The 24,931-nt window shown below is 44.6% G+C and carries 22 protein-coding genes; 11 read left to right on the top strand and 11 right to left on the bottom strand.

From position 1 onward, the window contains the following. Window positions 1-2 precede the first annotated feature (2 nt). A complete protein-coding gene (gene exsC / locus NB463_RS14875) occupies window positions 3-449 on the top strand; it encodes a type III secretion system regulatory chaperone ExsC (protein ID WP_005397386.1) in 447 nt (148 codons plus the stop codon). Between the two features lie 8 nt (window positions 450-457). Then, complete coding sequence (exsE2, locus tag NB463_RS14870) at window positions 458-763, top strand: T3SS regulon translocated regulator ExsE2 (protein ID WP_074191265.1); 306 nt, start codon at window positions 458-460, stop codon at window positions 761-763. Window positions 764-896: 133 nt separating this feature from the next. Here the strand turns inward: exsE2 and exaC are convergent, their stop codons facing one another. Then, a complete protein-coding gene (exaC, locus tag NB463_RS14865; protein WP_065646409.1) occupies window positions 897-2,417 on the bottom strand; it encodes an acetaldehyde dehydrogenase ExaC in 1,521 nt (506 codons plus the stop codon). Window positions 2,418-2,656: 239 nt separating this feature from the next. Between exaC and NB463_RS14860 the strand changes: the two genes are divergently transcribed. Next, on the top strand, window positions 2,657-4,417 hold the full coding sequence (locus tag NB463_RS14860) for a sigma-54-dependent Fis family transcriptional regulator (RefSeq protein ID WP_258431670.1): 1,761 nt from the start codon (window positions 2,657-2,659) through the stop codon (window positions 4,415-4,417). A 60-nt stretch (window positions 4,418-4,477) separates the two neighbouring features. Here the strand turns inward: NB463_RS14860 and NB463_RS14855 are convergent, their stop codons facing one another. Next, the gene (locus NB463_RS14855) at window positions 4,478-4,615 is read right to left on the bottom strand and encodes a hypothetical protein (RefSeq protein WP_012841759.1); all 138 of its coding nucleotides are present in this window, start codon (window positions 4,613-4,615) and stop codon (window positions 4,478-4,480) included. A 575-nt stretch (window positions 4,616-5,190) separates the two neighbouring features. Between NB463_RS14855 and NB463_RS14850 the strand changes: the two genes are divergently transcribed. Beyond that, window positions 5,191-5,394, top strand: coding sequence for a hypothetical protein (locus tag NB463_RS14850; RefSeq protein WP_005397371.1), 204 nt, complete (start codon window positions 5,191-5,193; stop codon window positions 5,392-5,394). Window positions 5,395-5,476: 82 nt separating this feature from the next. Here NB463_RS14850 and gnd read toward each other — a convergent pair whose 3' ends face one another. Genes gnd through zwf form a run of 3 tightly spaced genes read right to left on the bottom strand, consistent with a single transcriptional unit; the run spans window position 5,477 to window position 9,178 of the window. Further along, window positions 5,477-6,925: a decarboxylating NADP(+)-dependent phosphogluconate dehydrogenase gene (gnd, locus tag NB463_RS14845; protein WP_139059339.1), complete on the bottom strand. Its 1,449-nt coding sequence runs from the start codon at window positions 6,923-6,925 to the stop codon at window positions 5,477-5,479. A 37-nt stretch (window positions 6,926-6,962) separates the two neighbouring features. After that, entirely contained in the window at window positions 6,963-7,679 is a 717-nt protein-coding gene (gene pgl / locus NB463_RS14840) for a 6-phosphogluconolactonase (RefSeq protein WP_005397368.1), read from the bottom strand. Further along, entirely contained in the window at window positions 7,676-9,178 is a 1,503-nt protein-coding gene (gene zwf / locus NB463_RS14835; protein ID WP_005397367.1) for a glucose-6-phosphate dehydrogenase, read from the bottom strand. The genes pgl and zwf overlap by 4 nt, the downstream gene beginning before the upstream one ends. 539 nt (window positions 9,179-9,717) lie before the next feature. On the opposite strand from zwf, the gene NB463_RS14830 reads away from it, so the two are divergent. Next, complete coding sequence (locus NB463_RS14830; protein WP_258431669.1) at window positions 9,718-10,650, top strand: AraC family transcriptional regulator; 933 nt, start codon at window positions 9,718-9,720, stop codon at window positions 10,648-10,650. A 117-nt stretch (window positions 10,651-10,767) separates the two neighbouring features. Continuing rightward, window positions 10,768-12,903 (top strand): TonB-dependent siderophore receptor, encoded by a 2,136-nt coding sequence (locus NB463_RS14825; RefSeq protein WP_258431668.1) that lies wholly within the window; start codon window positions 10,768-10,770, stop codon window positions 12,901-12,903. Window positions 12,904-12,980: 77 nt separating this feature from the next. On the opposite strand, the gene NB463_RS14820 is transcribed toward NB463_RS14825, so the two are convergent. Next, entirely contained in the window at window positions 12,981-13,667 is a 687-nt protein-coding gene (locus NB463_RS14820; RefSeq protein ID WP_114322274.1) for a response regulator, read from the bottom strand. Next, window positions 13,664-15,283 carry an ATP-binding protein gene (locus NB463_RS14815; protein ID WP_253645214.1) on the bottom strand — a complete coding sequence of 540 codons (1,620 nt, stop codon included), beginning with the start codon at window positions 15,281-15,283 and terminating at the stop codon, window positions 13,664-13,666. Before NB463_RS14815 ends, NB463_RS14820 begins: the two co-directional genes overlap by 4 nt. Window positions 15,284-15,760: 477 nt before the next feature. Here NB463_RS14815 and NB463_RS14810 point away from each other — a divergent pair, with 477 nt between their 5' ends. The 5 genes from NB463_RS14810 (at window position 15,761) to NB463_RS14790 (ending at window position 20,855) form a co-directional block, all read left to right on the top strand. Next, a complete protein-coding gene (locus tag NB463_RS14810; protein ID WP_170891487.1) occupies window positions 15,761-15,988 on the top strand; it encodes a hypothetical protein in 228 nt (75 codons plus the stop codon). Between the two features lie 130 nt (window positions 15,989-16,118). Next, window positions 16,119-17,534, top strand: coding sequence for a TolC family protein (locus NB463_RS14805; protein WP_258431667.1), 1,416 nt, complete (start codon window positions 16,119-16,121; stop codon window positions 17,532-17,534). A gap of 3 nt (window positions 17,535-17,537) precedes the next feature. Next, window positions 17,538-18,518, top strand: a complete 981-nt coding sequence (locus NB463_RS14800) for an HlyD family secretion protein (protein ID WP_258431666.1) — start codon at window positions 17,538-17,540, stop codon at window positions 18,516-18,518. Window positions 18,519-18,540: 22 nt separating this feature from the next. Beyond that, window positions 18,541-19,707 (top strand): ABC transporter permease, encoded by a 1,167-nt coding sequence (locus tag NB463_RS14795; protein WP_258431665.1) that lies wholly within the window; start codon window positions 18,541-18,543, stop codon window positions 19,705-19,707. Then, the gene (locus NB463_RS14790; protein ID WP_258431664.1) at window positions 19,704-20,855 is read left to right on the top strand and encodes an ABC transporter permease; all 1,152 of its coding nucleotides are present in this window, start codon (window positions 19,704-19,706) and stop codon (window positions 20,853-20,855) included. Before NB463_RS14795 ends, NB463_RS14790 begins: the two co-directional genes overlap by 4 nt. Window positions 20,856-21,120: 265 nt before the next feature. On the opposite strand, the gene NB463_RS14785 is transcribed toward NB463_RS14790, so the two are convergent. The 4 genes from NB463_RS14785 to pdxY all read right to left on the bottom strand — a co-directional run bounded on the left by NB463_RS14785 (window position 21,121) and on the right by pdxY (window position 24,858). Continuing rightward, window positions 21,121-22,032: a LysR family transcriptional regulator gene (locus NB463_RS14785; RefSeq protein ID WP_005435695.1), complete on the bottom strand. Its 912-nt coding sequence runs from the start codon at window positions 22,030-22,032 to the stop codon at window positions 21,121-21,123. 142 nt (window positions 22,033-22,174) lie between these two features. Continuing rightward, window positions 22,175-22,603 carry a hypothetical protein gene (locus tag NB463_RS14780; RefSeq protein WP_047102715.1) on the bottom strand — a complete coding sequence of 143 codons (429 nt, stop codon included), beginning with the start codon at window positions 22,601-22,603 and terminating at the stop codon, window positions 22,175-22,177. 17 nt (window positions 22,604-22,620) lie between these two features. Then, on the bottom strand, window positions 22,621-23,790 hold the full coding sequence (locus NB463_RS14775; protein ID WP_130546138.1) for a patatin-like phospholipase family protein: 1,170 nt from the start codon (window positions 23,788-23,790) through the stop codon (window positions 22,621-22,623). A 210-nt stretch (window positions 23,791-24,000) separates the two neighbouring features. Then, complete coding sequence (pdxY, locus tag NB463_RS14770) at window positions 24,001-24,858, bottom strand: pyridoxal kinase PdxY (RefSeq protein WP_033906186.1); 858 nt, start codon at window positions 24,856-24,858, stop codon at window positions 24,001-24,003. Window positions 24,859-24,931 lie beyond the last annotated feature (73 nt).

Genomic DNA, 24,931 nt, shown 5'->3' with positions numbered 1-24,931 from the left:
CTATGTCAGCACGCCAAACTATCGATGAGATTTTGCTAAAGTTTGCTCATCAAATAGGCTTGCCTGCACTGCATCTAACGGAAAATGAAGTAAGCTTAGCGTTTGATGATAATCTAAGAGTGCATATCATCTTTCATCCTGAATCGACAACCCTCCAGCTCGAAGCTGAGATTGTTGGTCTTCAAATCGTTAATTCCGATCTCTATCGTTCTTTCCTAGCCTTTAATTATCACTGGCCTGAGCATCAATTATTCTTTAGTTTAGATAATCATCGACATGTACTCTGTTTAAACCGACTCATTAACATTAAGCGACTGGATTATGAGTATTTTGAAACTGCTTTGGCGGAATTGTTGACGCAAAGTGAGTCGTGGGAGTCGTTATTGTCTGCTCATGTCGCCACTGCTGAGGTAGCTCCGATGCCACAAACTTTAGACTTAAGAGTTTAGGTGTCTCTATGTCCAACGACATCCAATCTAAATACACTAACTTACCGGTTCATGAAGTAAAGCAAGCACAGCAAAGTGATGCTCTGCCACAAGGAACGTTTCATGGCCGCAAAGTGACCCTACTCTCTTCATCAGAAAGCAGTTTGGCTCGAATGAGCTCTAAAAGAGAACTTAGCGAATGTTTAAACCAGTTTGCGAGTCTTGAGTCTTGTAATCGCGTCTTGGATTTTGATCAGCAGTTTAGTCTTGAAAAGCAAAACACCGCGGTCGAAAAACTACTTGAACGAAAAGTGGCCGTAATTCAACGTTCCTGAGCACGCAATATAGATGGGTTCAAAATATAAATTTCACGTATATACACCCTACCACCCGCAAGCCCATGCAATAAAAAACCCCGAAGGCTCGGGGTTTTGGTTAGTACTGCTTTTTCTTTGTTAACTACTTCATTTAGAAGAAGCCTAGTGGATCAACACTGTAGCTAATCAATAGGTTTTTCGTATTTTGGTAGTGATCCAACATCATCTTATGTGTTTCGCGGCCGATACCCGACTTTTTATAGCCACCGAACGCAGCGTGTGCAGGGTAAGCGTGGTAACAGTTAATCCAGATTCGACCAGCTTCGATATTACGGCCCATACGATATGCGACGTTCGCATCACGCGTCCAAACGCCTGCGCCTAAGCCATATTCGGTGTCGTTCGCGATTTCTAATGCTTCCGCTTCATCTTTAAACTTAGTGATGGCAATGACGGGGCCAAAGATTTCTTCTTGGAAAATACGCATCTTATTGTGGCCTTCCAACATCGTTGGCTGAATGTAGTAACCCTGATTGATTGACTCTGGCTGTTCAGAGACACCACCACCAAAGACCACTTTTGCGCCTTCTTCACGGCCGATTTCGAGGTAACTTAAAATCTTATCAAACTGTTCTTGAGAAGCCTGAGCACCAACTTGAGTATCGGTATCGAGCGGGTTACCTTGCTTGATTAACTGCGCACGTTCCGTCAATTTCTCTACGAACTTATCGTAAATCGCTTCATGAACCAGCACGCGAGATGGACAGGTACAAACTTCGCCTTGGTTGAAGAAACCAAGTAACGTACCTTCAATACACTTGTCGAGATACTCATCTTCATAGTCGAAAATATCTGAGAAGTAGATGTTTGGAGATTTACCACCTAGCTCAACTGTCGATGGGATTAAGTTGTCTGCTGCACATTTTAGAATGTGATTGCCAACTTGTGTTGAACCGGTAAACGCTAACTTCGCAATGCGGTTGCTGGTTGCAAGCGCTTGGCCCGCTTCTGAACCAAAACCATTAACAACGTTAATGACGCCCGGTGGCAGTAGATCACCGATCTTTTCCATAAGAACCAGAATCGACGTTGGCGTTTGCTCTGCTGGCTTCAATACCACACAGCAACCCGCCGCTAGTGCCGGTGCTAGTTTCCAAGCCGCCATCAGCATTGGGAAGTTCCACGGAATAATTTGACCAACCACGCCAATCGGCTCTGGGAAGTGATAGCTTGCCGTGTGCTCATCCAGCTCCGCCGCACTGCCTTCTTGTGCGCGAATACAACCCGCAAAGTAACGGAAATGATCCACCACTAAAGGCAAGTCCGCCGCCAAGGTTTCACGAACTGGTTTGCCGTTTTCCCATGTTTCTGCAACCGCAAGTTCTTCTAAATGCTGCTCAATACGGTCTGCGATTTTCAGCAAGATGTTCGAACGTTCGGTCACACTGGTTTTCGCCCACTTTGCTTTGATGTTGTGTGCTGCATCCAATGCTAAGTTGATATCTGCCTCGCCAGAACGGGCAACTTTACAATACGCTTGCCCGTTGATTGGTGAGATATTGTCAAAGTACTCACCGCCCGTTGGTTTTACCCATTCCCCACCGATAAAATTATCGTAATGCGATTTGAAATTAACGATGGCATTTTCACTACCTGGCTGTGCATAGATCATAACTCTTCCTTTTGTTTCTCGTTCAATGTGTTATTGCAGTGTCGTATCGCACTGTTCACAAAGAGCATTACGCAAGTCACACGCCAACTACACCACACTTGTTGTTAATTAAATGTAAAACTATGATTACCAAGCGATAACAAACCAAGTGAGCGATGTTTGAGCGGATGTATGGTGTGAACACCAATGTTCAAGTGTTCCAAAATGGCACACCCTCACTGTGACAAAATGGTACAGTCATGGAACTTCAACACATTAGCGATAACAATTGGCTTTCAACTTCATGGATCCGAAGTGAACAGGCGGGTTTAAAACAGCGTCGACGCCCTGAAGATATTCGAGTGACACCAGCGACACTTCAAGATAGGCGTCACCAACTCAACTTCTTATTGGAAACCGTCACCCAGTTTGCTCTCCCGCTGTTTAATCAGCTTTTTGCTCATAGTGACAGCCGCTTAATTCTGACGGATGCCGACGGCGTCATCATCGGCAGTTGGGGACAACCTAAGTTCCGCGAGAAGTTGACCGAAATTGCGCTAAGCTCTGGTGCGTGCTGGCAAGAAAAGGTCAAAGGCACCAACGCGATTGGGACTGCGATAGTTGAAGCAAAACCGGTCTCAGTCATCGGCGATCAACACTTCATCCAACATCATCGTTTTATTAGCTGCTCGGCCAATCCTATTTTCGATCATCTTGGTCATTTGATTGGCGTGCTAGATATCACCAGCGAACAAAAGAAACATGATTTCTCAACGCAAGTGCTGGTACAGAACATGGTTCAGCAAGTTGAAAATCAATTGCTTAACTTGATTCCACAAGGGCATATTCGTGTGGATTTGGCGTGTGAAAAAGGCTTACTAAACAGTGGATGGCAAGGCATTATCATCGCTAATGAAGATGGACAGATTCTCGCGCACAACCAAGTTGCTTCTCAGCTCCTCGCGCAACAAAACGTCATCGGGCAATCGCTCGACGACATTCTTTCTATCCAAAGTGCCGACCATCCTTTCGTGTTCAAAACAAAGCCGTTGACCGACAAAAAAGTGAAGTCTCGTTCCGTTACCGCTTCCAATGATCTGCATTACGGCGATTCTACTGTCGAACATTGCTGGCAACAAGCCAATCGCGTTATCGATAAAGACATCAGTTTACTGATTCTCGGAGAGACTGGAGTTGGTAAAAATGAGTTTGTGAAAGCGCTACATAAAAACAGCCAGAGAAAAACGGGGCCGTTGGTTTCCGTAAACTGCGGCGCACTACCAAAAGATTTGGTTGAGTCCGAATTGTTTGGCTACGTGGCTGGTGCATTTACTGGCGCAAACAGCAAAGGCTATCAGGGAAAAATTCGCCAAGCGCACAAGGGGATTTTATTTCTGGATGAAATCGCAGATTTACCCTTGGAAGCTCAAAGCCGCTTGCTGCATGTATTGCAAGATAAAACCGTGCTTCCTGTGGGTTCAAACCAAAGTGTTCAAGTCGATACGCAAATCATTGCGGCCACACATAAAGATATCGAGAACTTGGTTAGCGAAGGATTGTTCCGTCAAGATTTATACTATCGCCTCAATGGTTTGATCATCGAATTGCCTCGCTTCGAAGAGCGAGATGATAAGCAACAACTGATCGAGAATATTCATCGACGTCACGCTGAATCTGAACAACAACTCTGTCCTCACCTACTTTCTCTACTGCTTTCTTACTCTTGGCCAGGAAACTTGCGTGAACTCGATAGTTTAATCAAAGTATCCGCGTTAATGGCGCAAGGTGAAGAAACGTTAGAGCTCACTCACGTACCGATTCACCTGAGTAAGAAGCTCAGCCAGGCTCAAGACGTAACAACCACTGCCGAACCCACGTTAGAACTGCGTGCAACCGTCGAAGACAAACTGCTCAAAACATATCAAGCCAATCAGGGGAACATCAGCAAAACATCTCGTATGCTTGGCGTCAGTCGAAATACGATTTATAGAAAGCTGAAAAGCCTCGGCATATTGGGTTAATCCATAACCTCAGATACAAAAAGAGCACCTTTGCGGTGCTCTTTCTATTTGAAACCTAGCTTACAGGCCACCTTGTTGTTGCGCCTGTTTTACTAATGCCTGACGTTGAGTTTCCTTCTCAGAGATCACTTGGTTGTCCTTGTGTATTTCCTGATCCAATTCTGCCGGAATGAAAACAAAGTACTTGTTAAGAATCATCTTAGAACCTCAATTTGTTGTGTTAATCACCTTCTTGGTCAACGTAAACAACACCAGAAAAACACGTTTTACTGGATCCTTGTTGCTGGTTTCAAAAAATAGAGGATGTTCATTTATTAAACATCCTCCATGTGGGCGCTAATTATAGGCGTAGTTCAAAGGCTTACCTAGCACTCTTTTTCGCCTTTCTTGCAACCTTAGTTTCATTCTCAAACCTGATGCAATCACACATATTCAATAAAGTACTGTTAAACAAAGAAAAGTAATTTTCATCGTGACTGATAATGAGGATGAGCTTCCCGGAATTATTGACTTGAAATTACGCCTAGTAAACTCGAAGGCTGCAATAATAGCGTTAAAAGGCCTTAATCCGCACAGCAAAAACTTTGAAGTGATAGACAAATGCATTCATATATTTGTAAAGCCGTTTATGGATTTGTCTACCAGTTCAATATTTCACCTTTTTTGAGAAATCTTTAGCCGCTTTTTTGTGTGAAACGCCCAAAAAGAACAGACAATCAAAGTGTGGTATATGACCACACTTGTCTATCCCCACTCCGCTTTGGGAGGCGTTTATGAAAAGTAGCAAACTTGGCCATGTGATGTCTTTCAGCAGAATGTTTTCCTTCATTGCGTTTTTGACGGCTACATTCGCATGGATTCTCAGCATGTATGCCCTATTTACTGTTTCTGTAGTAGCTCTTGTGGTCAGCGCAATTCTCTACCTCAAAGACAGGTTTTATCAAAACAAAAAAACGACCACAGAAAAGAGCGCCTAGGCGCTCTTTGAGTTTCATAAAGCCAAACACAAAAAAGGATGCTTAGGCATCCTTTTATACTTAGTCGATTTACTTAAAACGATTAAACGTCGTAAGTTGTAGACGCTGTGTCGCCGCCTGTACCAGTCCAGTTCGTGTGGAAGAATTCACCACGCTCACGGTCGATACGCTCGTAAGTGTGAGCACCGAAGTAGTCACGTTGAGCTTGCAGTAGGTTCGCAGGTAGACGAGCTGTTGTGTAACCGTCTAGGAACGTTAGTGCAGAAGTCGTACATGGCATTGGGATGCCTGCTTCTAGAGACTTAGCCGCCACTTTACGCCATGCTACTAGGCTGTTTTGTAGGATGCCTTTGAAGTAATCATCAGAGCCTAGGAATGCTAGTTCTGGATTCGCTTCGTATGCATCACGGATGTTGCCTAGGAACGCAGAACGGATGATACAACCACCACGCCACATAAGAGCAACGTTACCGTAGTTTAGATCCCAGCCATTTTCGTTCGACGCTTCGCGCATTAGCATGAAGCCTTGAGCGTAAGAGATGATCTTAGACGCTAGAAGCGCTTGACGTAGTGCGTCAACCCACTCTTGCTTATCACCTTCAACTGGTGTGATTGTCTTGCCGAACAGTTTCTCAGCTTCAACACGTTGATCTTTCAGTGCAGATAGACAGCGAGAGAATACAGACTCAGAGATTAACGTTAGAGGAATACCTAGGTCTAGAGCGTTGATACCCGTCCATTTACCTGTACCTTTTTGGCCAGCAGTGTCTAGGATTTTCTCAACTAGAGGCTCACCGTCTTCGTCTTTGTAGCCAAGGATGTCAGCCGTAATTTCAACAAGGTAGCTGTTTAGCTCAGTGTTGTTCCACTCAGCGAATACTGCTTGCATCTCGTCTGCAGACATACCAAGACCGTCTTTCATGAACTGGTAAGCTTCTGTGATCAGCTGCATGTCGCCGTATTCGATGCCGTTGTGAACCATCTTAACGAAGTGGCCCGCACCGTCGTTACCAACCCAATCACAACAAGGCTCGCCTGCATCAGTTTTCGCAGAAATACCTTGGAAGATAGGCTTAACCGCTTCCCAAGCTTCTGGAGCGCCGCCTGGCATGATAGATGGACCGAAGCGCGCACCTTCTTCACCACCAGATACGCCAGTACCGATGAAGTGGATACCTTTTTCGCGTAGTGCTGCAACGCGACGGTTTGTATCTGGGTAGTTCGTGTTACCACCGTCGATGATGATGTCGCCTTTGTTTAGTAGAGGGACTAGAGCGTCGATGAATTTATCGACAACGTCACCTGCGCGAACCATTAGCATCACTTTACGTGGCGTTTCTAGCTTCTCTACTAGTTCTTCTAGAGAGTATGCACCGATGATGTTGGTGCCTTTCGCTGGTCCTTCCAGAAACTCGTCTACTTTAGCAGCAGTACGGTTGTGAGCGACCACTTTAAAACCGTGGTCGTTCATGTTTAGGATAAGGTTTTGACCCATTACCGCTAGGCCAATTACACCGATATCACCTTTCATTGTTTCTCTCCAATTTTGTTTCATTGACGAGCAGCGTTTAAGCAATTTTTGCTGCTGCGTCCAAATCTAAATACCATTCCGTCAGGCCAGATTTCGCTTGAATCTTAGCCGCTGGGTATGGCAGTGCGTGTGCAGGTGAACTGTTGATCTCTTCAACGATGTCCGCTTTTCCTGCACCAAGCACTAAGTAACTGATGCGTTTTGCTGCTTCTAAAACGCGTGCCGTTTTTGACACACGAAGCTGGCCTGACTCAGGATGAGAAGCCACAAGAGATAGATTCGCATCATCATAATTAGTTTGGCCAGGGAACAGAGAAGCTGTGTGACCATCTGCACCAACACCTAATAAGATCCAGTCAAACACAGGGGTTCCGTTTTCAGTCGGAATCACCTCTGACATCTCTTTCGCAAAGCGTTCCGCTTCCACTTTAGGGTCATCTTCACCGCGAATACGGTGGATGTTTTCTGTTGGAATGTTTACTTGGCTAAACAGTAGCGCGTTCGCTTCTCCGTAGTTGCTTTCCGCATCGTCAGGTGCGACACAACGTTCGTCACCCCACCAGAAGTGGAGGTTTTGCCACTGAATAGAGGTTGCGTAAGCCTCTGAAGCCAACAGTTTGAACAGCATTTTAGGAGTGCTGCCGCCAGAAAGAGAGATGTGAACAGGTCGGCCCATTTCGCTGAACGCTTTCATGTCGTTAGCTAGGCTTTCAACTACCTGCTCTGCTGTTTGGTAGATCTTATGGTTGATCATAGTTCACAGTAATCCGTATCTGTTAAGTTTTTACATGGGAAGCGCCAAGCGCGACCATCACGCTGTAGCAGGTCGTCTGACTCTTTAGGACCCCATGTGCCGCATGCGTACCCGAAGAGGGATTGTGGATCTTGTTTAAAATCTAAAATTGGCTGTACGTACTGCCAACACGCTTCCACCGCATCACTACGTGCAAATAGCGTAGCATCACCATTCAAAGCATCAAGTAGAAGACGCTCATACGCAGTTAGCATTTGCGTTTCTTGTAGATCAGCGTAATGAAAGTTCATTTTCACTTCTTTCGCTTCAAAACCTGCGCCTGGCTCTTTCAAGCCAAAGCTCATTTGAATGCCTTCGTCTGGCTGAATGCGAATGATCAGCTTGTTTTCTGGTGCGTTTTGACCAAACACTGGGTGCGGTGTTTGTTTAAAGTGGATAACCACTTCAGTCACGCGTGTTGGAAGACGCTTACCAGTACGCACGTAGAATGGCACGCCATTCCAACGCCAGTTGTTAATGTAGGCTTTCAAACCGATGTAAGTTTCGGTACGTGAATCATCTGCAACCCCCGGCTCTTCACGGTAGCCACGTAGACTTTGTCCACGAACTTCAGAAGCGGTGTATTGACCTAATACTAGATCGTTACGCAGAGCGTTTTCGTCCAAAGGTTTTAAACACTGGAGTACTTTAACAACTTCATCACGCATCGAATCTGCATTGATCTGTGCTGGTGGCTCCATACCCACCATCGCCAATACTTGTAGCAGGTGGTTTTGGAACATATCGCGCACGGCACCCGAGTTGTCGTAGTAACCACCACGCTCCTCTACGCCGAGGAATTCTGCGCCCGTGATTTCAACATAATCAATGAAGTTACGGTTCCAAAGCGGCTCAAACATCGCGTTTGAGAAACGAAGTACAAGAAGGTTTTGTACCGTCTCTTTACCTAAGTAATGGTCAATTCGGTAGATTTGATGCTCTTGGAAGTGCTCGTGAATTTCTTTATCCAGAATACGCGCTGATTCAAGGTCATAACCGAATGGTTTCTCAATAATCAGGCGTTTCCAACCATCTTCTTCTTTGTTTAGGCCGTGTGCTGCAAGACTTGCAGGAATCACACTGTATAAACTTGGTGGGGTTGCTAAGTAGAAAAGCGTATTGCGCTGATCGAAGCGATATTCGTCAGCAAGTTGGTCTAAACGAGAAGATAGCTTACTGTAATCTTGTGTGTCAGAAGTATTGATAGCTTGGTAGTGCAGATGGTTAATAAATGCATCAAGCGTTTCTGGCTCAGTCTTTTCCATTTCCTGAAGCGATTTTTTCAGCTTCGCGCGGTAAGACTCATCACTGTATTCAGTGCGACTTACACCCAGAATGGCAAAATTTTCTGGAAGCTGTTTGTTCGCATAGAGGTGGTATAAAGCAGGAATGAGCTTACGGTATGTAAGGTCACCTGAAGCACCAAAAATAACGATGCTGCTGTTTTCTGGTATTACCATCATCTTTCCCTTAAAAACGAGGTACTTATTGTGTGCCCGGATACGGCTAAAGGATGAGCCAACCCTATCAATGGCACCTCAAAATAGAAAATTGGTCTTACCTATTACGTTGATAGGTAAAGTCTATAGGCCCAAAGAACCTCAAGAAGTAGCACTCCCAAATCTTTTGGAAACACGACGTATTAAGGTCATTTAGGTCACTTATGTCTCAAAAGTACACACTGTACTCGCTGGAGGAGAGTCCGACACGGTGCAGTATTGTCTACGACTATTTGATTTACATCAACACTTGCCAGTGCAAACGTTTAAATAAGTTGCACAAAACATCATAAATGTTTGTATTTTATGGATAAAAAAAGTTGCACTAACGTAAGACAAAAATTAAGCAAAAACTCTAATATGGACAATCCTTACCCATCCTTGCAATCCATTACAACTTTATTGTGATCTATGTAGCCTGAATTTTATCCTCTCACCCTATTGATAATGATACTCAATTAAAGATAATGAGGATACTATTAATGCGAAAGTAGAATGTCATGAAACCAGGCACAAAGAATCTGCACCCGATAAACCGAATACACTCTGTGCTTGATTACATTCACAACAATCTAGATATCGCACTTAGTGTGGATGAAATCTCGAAAGCAAGCTGCTGGTCACGTTGGCAACTGCAACGCGTTTTCCAGCAACACACTGGCGTATCCGTCGCTCACTATATTAGAGAGCTTAAACTAAGCCTTGCAGCTGAACGCTTAATCCATACATCAGATCGCTCGTTAGATATTGCGATAGAAATGGGGTTTGCTTCTGAACATGCATTCAGTCGAGCGTTCAAAAATATGTTTTCAAAAAGTCCTCGAGATTATCGTAAAGCTCAGCAACTAACGGGCTTGAGGCAACCTTTAACGTTGCGCGATACACCAGAAGACGAAAATAGACATAAGTGCTTTATCGAAGTTCGAATAGAAACAAAACCTGCTTTTGTGCTTGCTGGTTATCATGAACCTATTTATGGATTGTTTTCCGCAACGCCCAACTTCCAATCCAAAGTGCCCTTTCTGTGGTCACAGCTCTATTCATCTGAAAACCATACTCATCTGGAAAGAAAATATCTTGGTGTGATTGACGTAACAAAAGCGTATTCAAGTAACCAGCAACTCGAGTATTGGGCAGGTTATGAGTACAACTCAGCGTCAAGAACTTCAATATCCAAAGGCTCTACGCAAGAACCAGATCTTCTGGTTGTTCCTGAGCAAACCTACGCAGTGATTACGCACATAGGTAAAGCATCAAATCTAGCGGCGACGCTTGAGTGGTTCATTTTGCACTGGCTCCCCTATTCCAATTATCACGGTATCGATGGCTACGAGTTAGAAGTTTATCCAGAAGACTATGATGTTGAGAGTGAGAATGCCCAAATGCATTACTGGATACCTGTCAAACCGAACGAAGCCTTGACCATTAGATAAAAGCCTAAGCACTTAGGTTCTGGCTTTGCACCAAATTGTTAACTTTTCCTATTTCTTTCGCTATAGAATGCAAACAACAATCATTATCAACAAATAAAAGTAGTGGAATTAATAAATATGGAAAGTCCGAATCGATTTCATCGTTCTGCGGTTGCAGTCGTGGTATCCGCGCTTATTGCTGGTCACGCCAGTGCCACTGAGAGCACTTCTCAGCACGAAACTATCACAGTACTTGGCGAAACATACCGAAACACCGCAACTAAAACCGTTTTAGAACCGGAAGAAACGCCGCAAGCGATCACGGTAATCACTAAAGATGACATGGACCTACGCGGCGTAAACTCGGTGAGCGAAGCATTGCGTTACGCGCCTGGCGTAAATACAGAGCTGCGTGGCGGTGCCGTTTCCCGACTTGACCTATTCAATATTCGTGGTTTTATTAACTACACCAACTTTTATGATGGTCTTCCTTTGCTGTACAACGGCTGGAACCTTCAACCTCAGGTCGATTCCGTTGCCCTTGAACAAATCGAGGTTTTTAAAGGGCCAACGTCTGTTCTTTACGGCAATATTCCACCAGGAGGTATGGTCAATATTATCGCCAAGGCGCCTCAGTCAACACCTTCGCACTCTGTCTCGATTAGTACTGGGACTAACAGCCTAAAAGAACTGACGTTCGACACCACAGGACAAATTGGTGACTCTAATGTTGATTACCGTATTATCGGCCTAGCAAAACAGCGAGATGGTCAAGCCGATACGTCTGAAGACGAACGTTATGTCCTCGCTCCATCTTTCAATTGGCAAGCGACAGAAAGCACCTTAGTCAATGTGAATGTTTACTATCAAAATGATCCATCAGCAGGTATCTACACGACCGTGCCAGCGTCTGGCTCAGTGATTGACAACCCACTTGGCTCGATGTCACCAAGCACTTATTTGGGGGATGAGGACTGGAACACTTACGAACGCGAAGTTCTGATGATGGGTTACAAAGTCCAACACGACTTTAACAACAATTGGCAATTTCTACAGAATGCCCGCTACATGACCGCCGATGCCTATCAGGAAAACACATATAACGGTGCACTTGAAGCGGATAACCGTACCGTTGGTCGAAATGCCTATTTAACCGATGAAAAGTCCAAATCCTTTGTGATTGACAACCAACTATCTGGCTACGTTAAAACGGGAGACTTTGAACATAACTTATTGTTCGGACTTGATTATCAGTATCTAGATTCGGATGTAAAATACAAAGATACGCTTGGGTATTCGCTAACTCAGGACATCTTTAATCCTGACCACAACAGCATTGACCGTAATGCACTGAATTTCCAATACAAACAAAACTTAGATATCAAAACGAAGCAAATTGGCGTTTATTTGCAAGATCAAGTTCGTTACGACCAACTTGTAATGATTGCGGGTCTTCGTTGGGATAAATACGATTCAAATACAGACGCCGAGAGCGATTACCTAGGAACAATATCCAACAGCAAGGAAGAGTTAGACGACACCAACGTATCTTTCCGAGTCGGTGGTTTGTATGAACTCGACTTCGGCCTATCCCCATACCTTACTTACTCCGAGAGTTTTGAGCCGATTGCAGGTGCAGATGCCACAGGCAAAGCGTTTGAACCATCAACCGGGCATCAGTGGGAACTCGGTTTTAAATACGCGCCATTGTCTGATGACATTTCAGGTAATTTAGCGTTCTTCCATATTACGAAGAAAAACGCGATCTTGACCGACCCGAATAATCCTTATGCACCGAACTATCAAGCGGGCGAAGTGGTATCACAGGGTGTTGAACTAGAGGCAAAATGGCAAGCCACAGCAAAAGTTGATTTAACTCTAGGCTACACGTATACCGATATGGAGATTACCGAAGACAGTTATTACAACCAAGAAGGTAAAACGCCGGTTTGGGTACCTGAGCAAACGGCCTCTTTATGGGCCAACTACTTCTTTGAAGGAAATCTTTCAGGCCTTCGTACCAGTGCTGGCGTTCGCTATGTCGGAGAAGCACAAATTGATGCTCAAAACAGCGAAAAAGTGCCTGACTACACCTTGTTTGATTTGGCAGCAAGTTACGATTTCTCAACAGTATCTGAATCAATGAAAGGGGCTAGCGTCACGCTTTCTGCAAGCAATCTATTCGATAAAGAATACTATTCTTGTTACGACAAAAATAACTGTTGGTTTGGCGCTGAGCGCTCTATTGAAGCGAAATTAGAATATAATTTCTAACTCCTTAGCGCGAAAAAGCGATGGTTTGTTTAAAACAAGCCATCGCTTTCATTTCGTATTTAGCATCAAATTCTACGTTACCGTATCACTTTCTTATAGCACCTTTCCGGCCTACCTACCGACCCATAGTTTAAATCAGCCTCTAGTTCACCAGTGCTGATCAGATACTCCAAATAGCGCCTTGCCGTTGTTCGGCTCGCACCAATCTTTTCGCCTGCCTCATCAGCGGTCAGCACACTACCATTTGGGAACAACTCTCTAATCTTATCCAAGGTTACACCATCAATCCCTTTCGGTAATCGGTTCGGCAAGTTGTCTTGATTGGCGTGAGACTGCAGCATTTTATCAACGAGGTTCTGATCCAAACTCTCTGCGATGTCTAGTTGCTGGCGTTGGGACACATACTTTTTCAGTGCGGCATCTAAGCGTGGAAACATCACTGGTTTTAACAGGTAATCGACAACGCCACCTCTCATTGCCTGTTGTAGCGTATCGACATCCCTTGCCGCGGTAATCAAAATGACATCACACGTTTGGTTGTTCGCACGTAATGTATTGAGTATCTCAAGCCCTGTTCCATCAGGAAGGTATACATCCATCAACAACAGGTCTGGCTTAAGAATATCGAGTTGCATTTCCGCTTCTATTCTCGTGGTCGCAATGCCGACCACTTCCAAACCTGCCAATTGGCTCAAGTATTTGTGGTGCAGCTCAGCAATAGCCAGATCATCTTCAATGATCATTACGCGAGTCGCCATACTCATAATTGTTCTTCCTTGGGTAAATACACCGTTATTCTTGTTCCATAATTTGTGTTGGGCATCATCTCAACATGGCCGTGATATCGAGTAGCCAACTGGTTGACAAGATGCAATCCTACCCCCCGATTTTGACGAGATTTCGTCGACACCCCTTTTTTAAATAGCGCCTGCGGCTCTATATCGCTTGGTAAACCACAGCCTTGATCTATCACCTCAAGTATCACTTCATTTCCGTAATCGCTCACTGACACATCGATATTTCTGCGCTCCGATGCGACATTCGATTCATCACGAATCGAGGTTAACGTTGCATCGAAAGCGTTATCAATTAAGTTGCCCAGAATGGTGACAAGGTCTTCCGAATTTAGCCACTCAGGCAGAGGCTCCAAACGACTGCCTTCTTCAACCACCAGCTGTAAGCCTAACTCGCGAGCACGTTCTGTTTTTCCAAGCAACATACCAGCAATTAACGGGTCTTTAACGGTGTCTCTTAAAAATTCGATCATCGCTTGATAGTGTGCGGTTTCTTGCCCAATTAACTTTTGTACGGCATCCAGCTCACCCATCTGAACTAACCCGCTAATGGTGTTTAGCTTATTTCGATGCTCATGGGTTTGCGAACGTAATAAATCTGCATATTCTTTAGTTTGTGATAACTGCTCGGTTAGGTCGTTGATTTCATCCCTTAAACGGAAACTCGATACTGCCCCCACTATTTTTCCATCCACATAAATTGGCGAACGGTTTGCGATCAGACGTTTATGATTAAGGAATATCTCAATATCATGATCTTCCTGTCCGGTTTCTAGCACCGTATATAAGTCACTATCGCGTAACGTCTCAGTCAACGGTTTATTAAGAGCTGCCTCTCTATCAATACCGAGAATCTGACAGGCGCTACGATTGATCGAGCGAAGTATCCCTTGGGCATCAATACTTAACACGCCTTCTTTAATGGTACTCATCGTCACTTCTAATTCGCCGTACAACCGCCCTATCTCTTCAGGCTCGAACCCCAAAATGGCGCGCTGAAACTTTCTCGACGCATAATTGGATACAATGGCATTAGCGACAACAACTACGATGACCATTAAAATCAAAAAGGCCAAAAATGGTTCGATGCGGTCTTGCAGCCGGTCGAGCAAATAGCCAACCGAAACCACACCAATGATGTTCCCTTGCTCGTCAAAAATCGCAGCTTTACCACGAACTGAATAACCTAACGAGCCCTGTGCCGTCGAAATATAAGACAATCCCTGCTCTAGCGCTCGACGATTGTCACCACCTCTCATTGGTTTACCCAACCGCTCATCAACGGGGTGAATTAAGCGCACTCCCTCATGGTCGCCAATAACGATGAATGCAGCACCGATGGCTTCGGTTAATTCTCGGAAACGAAGTTGGTATGGCTGAGGATTTTGGGTTGCGACCATTTCGCGAACAACGGCGGAGTCTGCTAAAAAACGGGCAACACCCAGTGCTTTTTCTCCCATTTCTTGCTCTTGATTGATTTTGAGATAAGTGAATCCTGCAGCGACAAGCAATAGAAGCTCTATCAACCCCGACAGCGTCATAATAATGAGCATTCGCTTACGAAAGCTGATCGTTTTCCAACTCATTGATACATCCTTATGATTCACTCCCAAGCGATTACGTTAACACTCAGTTAACAGCATGGCGTTGTCGCGGTGATAAATCTGTGAGGAAGGCAAGCAAACCGCAGAGTTTACGGTTAATTAATCGACGAGCTGAAACATAAAATTACAACCATTCACCAAATTTAGCATTCCTCTCTGATACTCAATTCCATACATAAATTGCCCTTTAAAACATGATCGTGATCACATCGATTTTAGCGGTTTTTGAGGCGTTTTTAGACTTTCCAACGTATAATTTTTAATCAACGAAACCATTGAGAGTTTCGGTTAGAAAGCAGTGAAGCTGGAAGTCTATTAAAAGCTCAACATTGATGTCAGTGATTTGGAAACAAATAAAACAAAACACAAATACTGACTATATGACAAACACTTAGACACCATCTGAAAACTGGAAAACTATAAACAGAGGTGCATTTATAGTTAGAAGGAACACCAAACATGGAACGCGATACCTTTGGAATATGCCTGAATAAGGCGATGCTGTCAGAGAATATGTATTCAACGTTTACACACGTCAGGGCTTATGAAAAAAACAGAGGCGGTACTTCTGATCTCAAGGTCCTGTTGTCGTTCCCTCAAATGAGTGGAAAAGACCTATTGAATACGATGCGAGGTTCTCGTCAGCTTGAGTGGAGAGCAGAGTTTCACTGTCCATATACGAAGTAAACTTGTAACATCTCCCGCGCCCAGCACAAACATAACTGGGCGCATACTACTACCCAATTTCCCCTCCTACTTAACACCAAGTTACGAATCCTTTATATTAGAGCTTATACTCTACGACAAAGCAGCCATTATGAAAAAAACAGGAAAGTTTTGGATACTGGGCTTACTTAGCAGCTCGATTTCCCTTGCCTGTCATGCGGCACCGATCACTTTTGATACCGCATGGCAGCTATTGCTAGAAAACAACTATTCTCTTAAAGCTCAACGCTCAAACGTCGAGAATTACCAATACCAAGAGAGTGCCACCAGCAATCTCAACTTACCTCAGGTTACCATTGGCGCGAATTACACGCGTTTAGATACCGATATCACGCTGTCGGGAAAACAGATCCTAGACAGCACAGGAGCACACATTAACGTACCTCCTACTTTTCAACCTATTTTTGGTGCCTTAGCTAGTACTACTTCGACCATAACCGAGCGCGATATTTTCTCTTCGTCTATTCGTGCCATTTGGCCAATTTTTACTGGTGGTCGTATTTCTGCTGCTCAATCAGCAGCAGAAGGCAAAACAGATGAGGCTAAAAGCCAGCTTCTAATGGAACAACAAGCGCGCTTTGAAGATTTGTCGAAGTACTACTTTTCTGTCGTGCTGGCAAAGGAAGTACTCGCAACGCGGCAAGCGGTTGAAGCTGGACTAAAAAAGCATAGAGATTTTGCCATTAAGCTTGAAGAGCAAGGACAAATCGCACACGTTGAGCGCCTGCAAGCCGAGGCTTCTCTAGATAAAGCATCAGTAGAAACACGTAAAGCCGCCAGCGATTTGAGTATCGCTCAAGCAGCATTAGGTAAATTACTTGCGCAAGATGACGCCGTAGAGCCCGCTGAATCTTTGTTTATCAACGACAGTCTCCCCCCTCTTACCGCTTTTGTCGATCAAACGTTGCTTACCTATCCGGGGTTAGAACTTCTGAGCGCTAAACACAAACAAGCCTCTAGCTTAATCAAAGCAGAAAAAGGGAAATACTACCCTGAAGTTTACCTTTACGGCGACTACAGCTTGTATGAAGACGATTCTCTCGCAAGCCAAATGAAGCCAGACTGGTTAGTTGGTGTTGGTGTCAGCATTCCACTGATTGAATCATCAGGGCGAAGCGAAAAAGTCAAAGCCGCTCAAAGCGTCGTCTCGCAGGTTGACTCATTAAAGTCCCAAGCCAAACAAGACTTATCGCTGTTAGTCCAAAAGACATACTTGGAGGCTCAGCAAGCTATTGATGAAGTACAAGGGCTCGCATCTAGCATTGAACTCGCTAACGAAAACCTGCGCTTGCGTGAAAAAGCATTTACTCAGGGTCTGTCGTCTTCTCTGGATGTTGTGGATGCACAACTTTATGTCGCGAGTATAGAAACACAACGTTCAGCGGCGCGTTTCCGCTATTTAATATCTTTAACCAAGCTACTCGCATTGAGCAGTGAAATGAACAGCTTCGAACAATATCAAAATACCGCTTATATCCCTGCTTCAACATCCAAAGAGGTGAAATAAATCATGGCAGCTAAATCACTAAAACCCGTTTTACTCTCACTTTGTGCTTTGGGTGTTGCCTCTTGGGTTGGTTATCAATTTTACCAAGCCTATCAACCGGAACCGACCCGCTTACAGGGATTAATTGAAGCCCAGCAATACAGCATTTCCTCAAAAGTTCCAGGGCGTATTGATGAGGTCATGGTACGTAAAGGCGACGATGTAGAGAAAGGTCAGCTTATTTTTACCCTTCATAGTCCTGAAATTGAAGCGAAGTTAGAACAAGCAAAAGCAGGTGAAAAAGCGGCGGACGCCTTAGCTCAAGAAGCTGAGAAAGGCGCACGTGAGCAACAAATCCAAGCAGCAAAAGATCAGTGGATGAAAGCCAAAGCCGCTGCGAATTTAATGGAAAAAACCTACAATCGTGTGAATAACCTTTATAACGATGGCGTGGTTGCAGAACAAAAACGCGATGAAGCTTTAACTCAGTGGCAAGCAGCGAAATACACAGAAAGTGCCGCGTTTCAAATGTACGAAATGGCAAAAGAAGGCGCTAGAAGTGAAACCAAAGTGGCTGCGGCGGAAAAAGCGCGCATGGCATCAGGTGCCGTAGCCGAAGTAGAAGCGTACGCGAAAGATACTCAGATCTACAGCTGGTTCGACGGCGAAGTCTCTCAAGTTCTACTTCAAAGTGGTGAATTAGCACCTCAGGGCTTCCCGGTTGTTACTGTGATAGATACAGAAGATGCCTGGGCGACACTGAATGTGCGTGAAGATTACCTTCAACACTTTAAAAAAGGAGCAACCTTTGATGCCTATTTGCCTGCCTTAAAGAAAAATGTTGAGTTCAAAGTAACGCATGTTGCCGTTATGGGTGACTTTGCAACGTGGAGAGCAACCGATGCTTCTCAAGGTTTTGATCTTCGTACCTTTGAAGTAGAAGCTCGTCCAGCTCAACCCGAACCTGAACTGCGTATGGGAATGAGTGTTGTCGTTGAACTTTAATCACAACCACTAGGTTAATGCTATGACGATTAAGATTTCACAGCGGCATATCTTACGACGAGACAAGTGGTTGCTTTCGTGCCTTACTTGGATACCGATTTTGCTCGCGATGATGATTTGGGGAGTGTTCTCTGCGGGCATTGCCCGGGATCTGCCAATCGGTGTGGTTGATCTACAACATTCCCAACTTTCTCGAAAGCTCATTCAATCTTTGGATGCGTCGTCGAGTCTGGCTGTTAACTATCACTACACCAGTGCAAGCGAAGCAAAAAATGCGATGATTGAAGGCGATATCTACGCTTACGCGGTCATCCCATCTAAGTTCGACCAAGATATTCTCCAGCACCGCCAACCTCAACTTTCTGTCTTTTACAACAGTCAGTACATTTTGGTAGCGAAACTGATCAACTCTGCCGTTGCGCAAGCACAAGGCTATTTCGACGCTCAGGTTGAAGTAATGGGCAACTTGGCTAAGGGCAACACCACAACGTTAGCAGCGGCTGGACAGGCTGTACCCGTGTCGACACAAATAACCGCATTATTTAACCGTAACAATAACTACGCACAATTTTTGGTAACGGCTATCGTGCCAGCCATTTGGCAAATATGTATTGTAGTAAGCACTATTTTGATTCTTGCCGCGCACTTTCGCATTTATGGTGGAAAGAATAGCTTTGCATTTTTGGGCGAAAAGCCATACGCCAGGCTCACTACCTTATTAAGTCGGTACATTCCGGTCTTTATGGCGCAAGGTGCGTTGTTCTTGTACTGGTTTTATTCCGTGCTTGATTGGCCAATGGAAGGCAGTTTTGTGGTTATGCTATTAGCACAATTGGCGACGGTTATCGCCTGTATCATTATGGGAGCGTTGTTCTTCTTCTTGTCGATGGATCCTGCACGTGCGATGAGTTTTGCTGGCGCATTTACGGCTCCAAGCTTCGCGTTCATGGGAATTACATTCCCAGTTTCTGACATGAACACGCTCGCTTATGCATGGCGTTCATTATTGCCGATTACCCATTACATTGAAGTACAAGTGAGTCAAGCAAACTATGGAGCATCGGCCGCACAATCTTTAAGCTCGCTATGGCCTATGATTGGTTACGTTGTGCCTCTGCTCATTACCGCAGCCTTGATGGGTAAACATCGAACAGCTTCATCAACATGCCAAGCGAAGGAGGCGGTATGACATTGTGGCAACTGATTAAAGCGGAACTTAAGGCCGTTCTAACTAATCCAGTCGTTACGTTGACCGTGTTTGGTGGTGTCGTATTTTACTCGTTTTTATACCCTTTGCCTTATGCACAACAAACGCCTCGTGAACAACCAATCGCGATTGTTAATCTAGATGGTAGTCAGACGAGTTTAAAGCTGGAACGTATGGTTGATGCCACCCCGCAAGTCAACGTAGTTACTCGACTTCATACGATTGCCGATGCAAAGCAAGCATTTTTACAACGAGAGATCACCGGTTTTTTAGTCATACCGGAACACTTTTACAAAGACCTAATGCTAGGTAAAAGCCCGACTCTAGCCTACGCTGCGGACGCCTCGTATTTTCTCGTATACGGAACCGTGGTAGAAGGATTGGCCCAAGCGGGAGGCACATTAGGGGCCCAAGTGAAAGTCAGTAAAATGGTGATAGATGGTGTGCCCATGAGTATGGCTAGCCATAATTACTCTGCTATTAAGCTTAATATGAAACCGACGTTCAACCCAACCATGGGTTACATCGAATACGTAGTGCCGGCAGTATTTGTTCTGATTTTACAACAAACGTTGATCATGGCGGTTGGATTACAAACGGGAACACAGCGTCATGGTCGTGGCTATTGGTCACAAGTATCAACGGGATCGCTGCTGCTTGTGAGAACGTTAGTATTTGTGGCAATTTATTATTTACTCGGCGCCTACTATTTTGGTTTTAGCTTCGAACGTTTAAACGTAAACCATATCGCCAATGCGGGCGAATTGCTGGCTATGTTGTTCCCGTTCTTTTTAGGTTGTTGCGGACTAGGCTTCTGGTTAGGTTACTTATTACCTCGGCGTGAACTTGTCACCTTAGTCGTCCTAGTGAGCTCTATGCCGCTCATTTTCTTGGCTGGTTTTATTTGGCCGATTGAATCCATACCTACTCCCTTGCTATGGATTGCTGATTTAAGCCCAAGCACTTGGGCGATCAAAGCTTTCTTAGCGCTAAACCAAATGGGGGCAACCTGGCAACAAGTCGCTCTACATTGGACGGCACTTTGGGCACTCACTGTGCTTTGGGGTAGCGTTGCGTACTGGATTGCTAAGCGAAGTAACAAGCCAGTTGTAACAGAGAGCTTGGGGTGACAGCTGACATTTTTTATTACTATAAAAAAAGCCGGGTAACTAAACCCGGCTGAAAATCTGCGTCCTTGCAGCGGACATATGGTAAAAACACTTTTTGCTCTGGGCTTACCCATTGAGCGAGATTAGATTAAGGCAAAATAGTGATATCCCATACTCTCGTATAGAGGGTGTGATCCTTCAAAATTTGAAGCCGGATATTTTGAGTCGGATAAAACGAAAACAAGGCTCGAAATGAGCCTTGTTGGAATGAAATGAGTCTTTGGAATCAGCGACGAAGGCTGTCTTCGAATCGCTGGCGATAGTTATTTATCACGGTCATTAGCGATTGCTTGATATCACCAACCTGTTTCGAATGTGGACACCATAGTGCAAAACCAAACTTGAACCCTTCAAGCATCTCGGCAGATTCGACAGGTTCAATCGAATGGTTGGCAAACTCAGTGTTAGCAAAGGTTTTAGGCAGTAGCGCCCAGCCCAAGCCCGCTTCGACCATTTTTATCACGAGGGCAAGCTGATCGACTTCTTCGTTATCAGAGCTAACGATGATCTTCTCCGCCATGCCTTCTTCGATAAATGAGCGTAAGACAAATTGCTTGCTGCTTTTCAATGCGGTTAAGACTTCATCTTTCTTCAACTTAGACAGCTCTCCACCTTTTTGTGCAAAAGGGAAAAACTCGAAATGCCCAAGGAAGGTGGCATCAAAGCTATGCATCGCCTGGCTATCATGAACATTCACGATACCGAAGTGGAATTCACCACTAGCGATCCCCTTTTTGATGTCCTGTTTATTCCGAACAAAGAAGTTCACACGCATTAACGGAAAGTCACGTAACAATTGCTGGCGAATTTCAACCAAAGCACGATGCGGAATCACACTAGAATAGGCGATGTTAACGCTTTCTAATCCACCGTAAGAAAGACTCAGTGCGACTTTATCGAAAGTACGAGCCTGTTCGATGGTTTGTTTAGCATAGTGGTACAGATGGTGGCCATCTTCTGTTGGTTCTACCGAGCGCCCCACTCGCTCAAACAGGTTGACCGCCAGTTGATCTTCAAGATTGGTAATCACCTGCCCTATTGTGGTTCGGTGCTTATTGAGTTTGACCGCCGCCTTACTAAACGAAAGCTGTTCATAAACGGTTACGAACGCGAGAAGTTGTTCAAAACTAAAATTCATAGGTTGTGCTTACTTTTTAGAGTTATCTAATTAAATTACCACAAGATCGTAGAATTGCTACTTGGTAACGGAAACAATCTGCGTTTGAATTCCTTCTCGACGACACAAAAAAACCTACTAGCTTCAGTAGGTTTTCTCTAACTTAGTTGTACTCAACGACACGAGCTAAATAGTTGAATTCTCCTGAGTCACCATGGTAATCACGGTAGACATCGACACTGAAATATTTAGGTTGATCAGCGTAAATGTGGTCAACGACTTTTTGCTCAAGTGACTCCAACGTTTCACCGACCTGAGAGTACACGAACTGCTTGTTCACTTTTTCCAATTTACGTTGTTTCGCTTCTTTGTGTGACACATAGTTGTTGATCTCTTCCCACTTTCCCACGAACTCGACCGCCACGTAACTCGAGTTCTCGTCAATCATGATAAAGGCTGCACCTTCTTCTTTGATTGCAGACAGTTGCTGCATATCACTATCCACTTTTTGCTGGTCAAGATGGGCTCCACTTTGGGCGAATGCAGTCGCGGAAGCGGTAAGCATCATGAGTGTAAGAACGGCTTTTTTCATTGTATCGTTTTCCTGTATTAAGGGAGTTCAGTTACCCAAAGTTGCCCTTGGGTGGCTTTTTTGAATCCATATTCGTAAATCGTCAGCAAGTAGCGGTGATCGAACATATCTTTCGTTACTTTGGCGTATCTGAAATCTTGATCAATGTAGGTAAACTGCATCTCGATATCGTTGATTTCACTGATGTATTTCATTCGATAGAGATCACCACGAGTTTGCGCTAGCGTAAGACTTGAGACACTTTTCGATACCAAGTCCAAACCTTTGTCTTTTAGTGGTCGATACGGTGCTTTTAACGCACCATTGCGAATCACATCCAGCTGAGGCGCTTTTTCTAACCCCAAAGCATCTGAGATTTGTTGATAGTTGAAGTTAGACGGATTAAAGAACACCTGCGCTGCGAGACCGCCATCTACGTGTAACTCCTCAAGTGTTTCTCCATCATGTTCAACATCGATAAATTGTGGAGGGAAAACACCAGGGATCGATGCGCTCGCAGCAAGCACCTTGTAAATCAGTTCAGATTTGTCCGCTAAATCACTGTTCGCAATCGCACCAATATTCCAAATCACCAGTTCGCCTGAATCAAAATGGGTACTGCCAATAAAGAGGCGTTTACCATTGCGGTGTTGCTGCGCCATCGCCTCGATCATGGGCTCAGGGTAAGCATCTGCGATGAAATCATATAGGTTCTCACCATCGGTAAACGCGTCCTTAAACAGGGTATTTAAGAAGTTCTTCTTACCCAAAATATTCTTATCATTGATGTTGAGCATGACTTCTTTCATCTTTGGCATCGCATCACCGCCAATGAAAACAAAAGGAGCGATTAGGGCACCCGCACTGACTCCAGTAATGATGGCATAATCTTTTAGCTCCCCCTTTTCCTGCAGCCCCATCAAGACGCCGGCACCGTACGCGCCGTTTACGCCACCACCCGATAAGGCCAAAATATTGAGCTGTTCACCCTCTACTTTGATCGGTGTGGTTTGATTGTGCGACGAGTAGAGAAAATCCGGCGCTTCATTGGCCCACATTCGAAGTGGCTCATTTGGTGTCGAACTCGCGATCTCGACATCTTTATAGTTGCTTTGAGAAACACGAACATCCAGCGTATGGGGTGAACTACAAGCTACTATCAACAGCGAAAGTGCAACCGTCACACCAGAGGAAATTAAACGATTCATAATCAGTCTCATTTAATGTTCTCTGGCGTATGACCAGAGACTCAGTTTGAAGTTAATTGGGTCAAAATGAAGTCCGTTTCGTTGTGTGGAGTTACTATAGCTAGGCACGGCTAAACCCCATAATCGCGATTGTAGGATGCTATCCATCAAAGCAATTATGCCAAGTTTCTATATGCTAACTTTACGCTTCTCCGTTAATTAGGTACTGCGCTAAGCAATTTTCACGACGTTGAACTCATGCGTCGGTTCGACAAATTCGTATTGGGCATTGATCGTCTGTAGCTCCCATGTGCCATAGCCTTTGGTGATCTCCAATACACCGTAAACGGCGTTATGTGTATGACGAAAGGCTGCGACAGGAGACATCTTCTTCACCAAACAAGAAGTAAAAATCGCAGAAATCAAATCACCGACACCCACTGGCTGCATAGCAAATTCAACACTAGGGCGTTGGGCCAAATAGCTTGCTTTCGGCGTGGCTAAAATCATACTGAAGGCGTCATCTGTTAGTGCATGCAGGTGTTTCACCAATACCATTTTCGGTCCTAACTCTAAGGCTTTTTTACATGCAGTGACCGCATCATAAAGAGAGTTAATTTTCACACCTGTTAACTCGCTCAGTTCAAACTGGTTAGGAACAATCACATCAGCGATTGGCAACAAGCTATGGCTTATCGCTTCTTTGACACCGTCTGCCACAATGCAACCTTTGTCTGGATCACCCATAACTGGGTCACACACATAAAGTGCACTATGGTTACGCGATTTGACTAAACTTACCGCTTCGGCCACCGCACGACATTGCTCTGCGCTGCCTTGATAACCGGACAGTATCGCGCCACATTCGCCTAACTTCTCAATGTTATCTAAGCCTCTCATTAGAGAATGAATTTCATCTGCCCCAAACTTCTGTCCAGTCCAACCTTGCTGGTACTGAGTGTGATTTGAAAACTGAACCGTGTGAATTGGCCAGACTTCGAGGCCCATTCTCTGCATCGGAAAGACTGCAGAACTGTTTCCTGCGTGGCCATAAACCACATGAGATTGAATAGAAATAATACTTTTCATAAGTCACTCTTAATTGGGAAGTTTGTTAGCTTGGCGACTAAATAAACACAATGACGTACACTGTGCTTATTTG

Source organism: Vibrio sp. RM-41-2B, assembly GCF_024744415.1.
Lineage (GTDB): Bacteria > Pseudomonadota > Gammaproteobacteria > Enterobacterales > Vibrionaceae > Vibrio > Vibrio diabolicus.
Note: the sequence above shows the minus strand (reverse complement) of the source record. Positions and strands in the feature narration are given on the sequence as shown.

Bases quoted from the DNA above. Each gene is read 5' to 3' on its own strand.
- exsC (WP_005397386.1), top strand. From the start codon at position 3: ATGTCAGCACGCCAAACTATCGATGAGATTTTGCTAAAGTTTGCTCAT.
- exsE2 (WP_074191265.1), top strand. From the start codon at position 458: ATGTCCAACGACATCCAATCTAAATACACTAACTTACCGGTTCATGAA.
- exaC (WP_065646409.1), bottom strand. From the start codon at position 2,417: ATGATCTATGCACAGCCAGGTAGTGAAAATGCCATCGTTAATTTCAAA.
- NB463_RS14860 (WP_258431670.1), top strand. From the start codon at position 2,657: ATGGAACTTCAACACATTAGCGATAACAATTGGCTTTCAACTTCATGG.
- NB463_RS14855 (WP_012841759.1), bottom strand. From the start codon at position 4,615: ATGATTCTTAACAAGTACTTTGTTTTCATTCCGGCAGAATTGGATCAG.
- NB463_RS14850 (WP_005397371.1), top strand. From the start codon at position 5,191: ATGAAAAGTAGCAAACTTGGCCATGTGATGTCTTTCAGCAGAATGTTT.
- gnd (WP_139059339.1), bottom strand. From the start codon at position 6,925: ATGAAAGGTGATATCGGTGTAATTGGCCTAGCGGTAATGGGTCAAAAC.
- pgl (WP_005397368.1), bottom strand. From the start codon at position 7,679: ATGATCAACCATAAGATCTACCAAACAGCAGAGCAGGTAGTTGAAAGC.
- zwf (WP_005397367.1), bottom strand. From the start codon at position 9,178: ATGGTAATACCAGAAAACAGCAGCATCGTTATTTTTGGTGCTTCAGGT.
- NB463_RS14830 (WP_258431669.1), top strand. From the start codon at position 9,718: ATGAAACCAGGCACAAAGAATCTGCACCCGATAAACCGAATACACTCT.
- NB463_RS14825 (WP_258431668.1), top strand. From the start codon at position 10,768: ATGGAAAGTCCGAATCGATTTCATCGTTCTGCGGTTGCAGTCGTGGTA.
- NB463_RS14820 (WP_114322274.1), bottom strand. From the start codon at position 13,667: ATGAGTATGGCGACTCGCGTAATGATCATTGAAGATGATCTGGCTATT.
- NB463_RS14815 (WP_253645214.1), bottom strand. From the start codon at position 15,283: ATGAGTTGGAAAACGATCAGCTTTCGTAAGCGAATGCTCATTATTATG.
- NB463_RS14810 (WP_170891487.1), top strand. From the start codon at position 15,761: ATGGAACGCGATACCTTTGGAATATGCCTGAATAAGGCGATGCTGTCA.
- NB463_RS14805 (WP_258431667.1), top strand. From the start codon at position 16,119: ATGAAAAAAACAGGAAAGTTTTGGATACTGGGCTTACTTAGCAGCTCG.
- NB463_RS14800 (WP_258431666.1), top strand. From the start codon at position 17,538: ATGGCAGCTAAATCACTAAAACCCGTTTTACTCTCACTTTGTGCTTTG.
- NB463_RS14795 (WP_258431665.1), top strand. From the start codon at position 18,541: ATGACGATTAAGATTTCACAGCGGCATATCTTACGACGAGACAAGTGG.
- NB463_RS14790 (WP_258431664.1), top strand. From the start codon at position 19,704: ATGACATTGTGGCAACTGATTAAAGCGGAACTTAAGGCCGTTCTAACT.
- NB463_RS14785 (WP_005435695.1), bottom strand. From the start codon at position 22,032: ATGAATTTTAGTTTTGAACAACTTCTCGCGTTCGTAACCGTTTATGAA.
- NB463_RS14780 (WP_047102715.1), bottom strand. From the start codon at position 22,603: ATGAAAAAAGCCGTTCTTACACTCATGATGCTTACCGCTTCCGCGACT.
- NB463_RS14775 (WP_130546138.1), bottom strand. From the start codon at position 23,790: ATGAATCGTTTAATTTCCTCTGGTGTGACGGTTGCACTTTCGCTGTTG.
- pdxY (WP_033906186.1), bottom strand. From the start codon at position 24,858: ATGAAAAGTATTATTTCTATTCAATCTCATGTGGTTTATGGCCACGCA.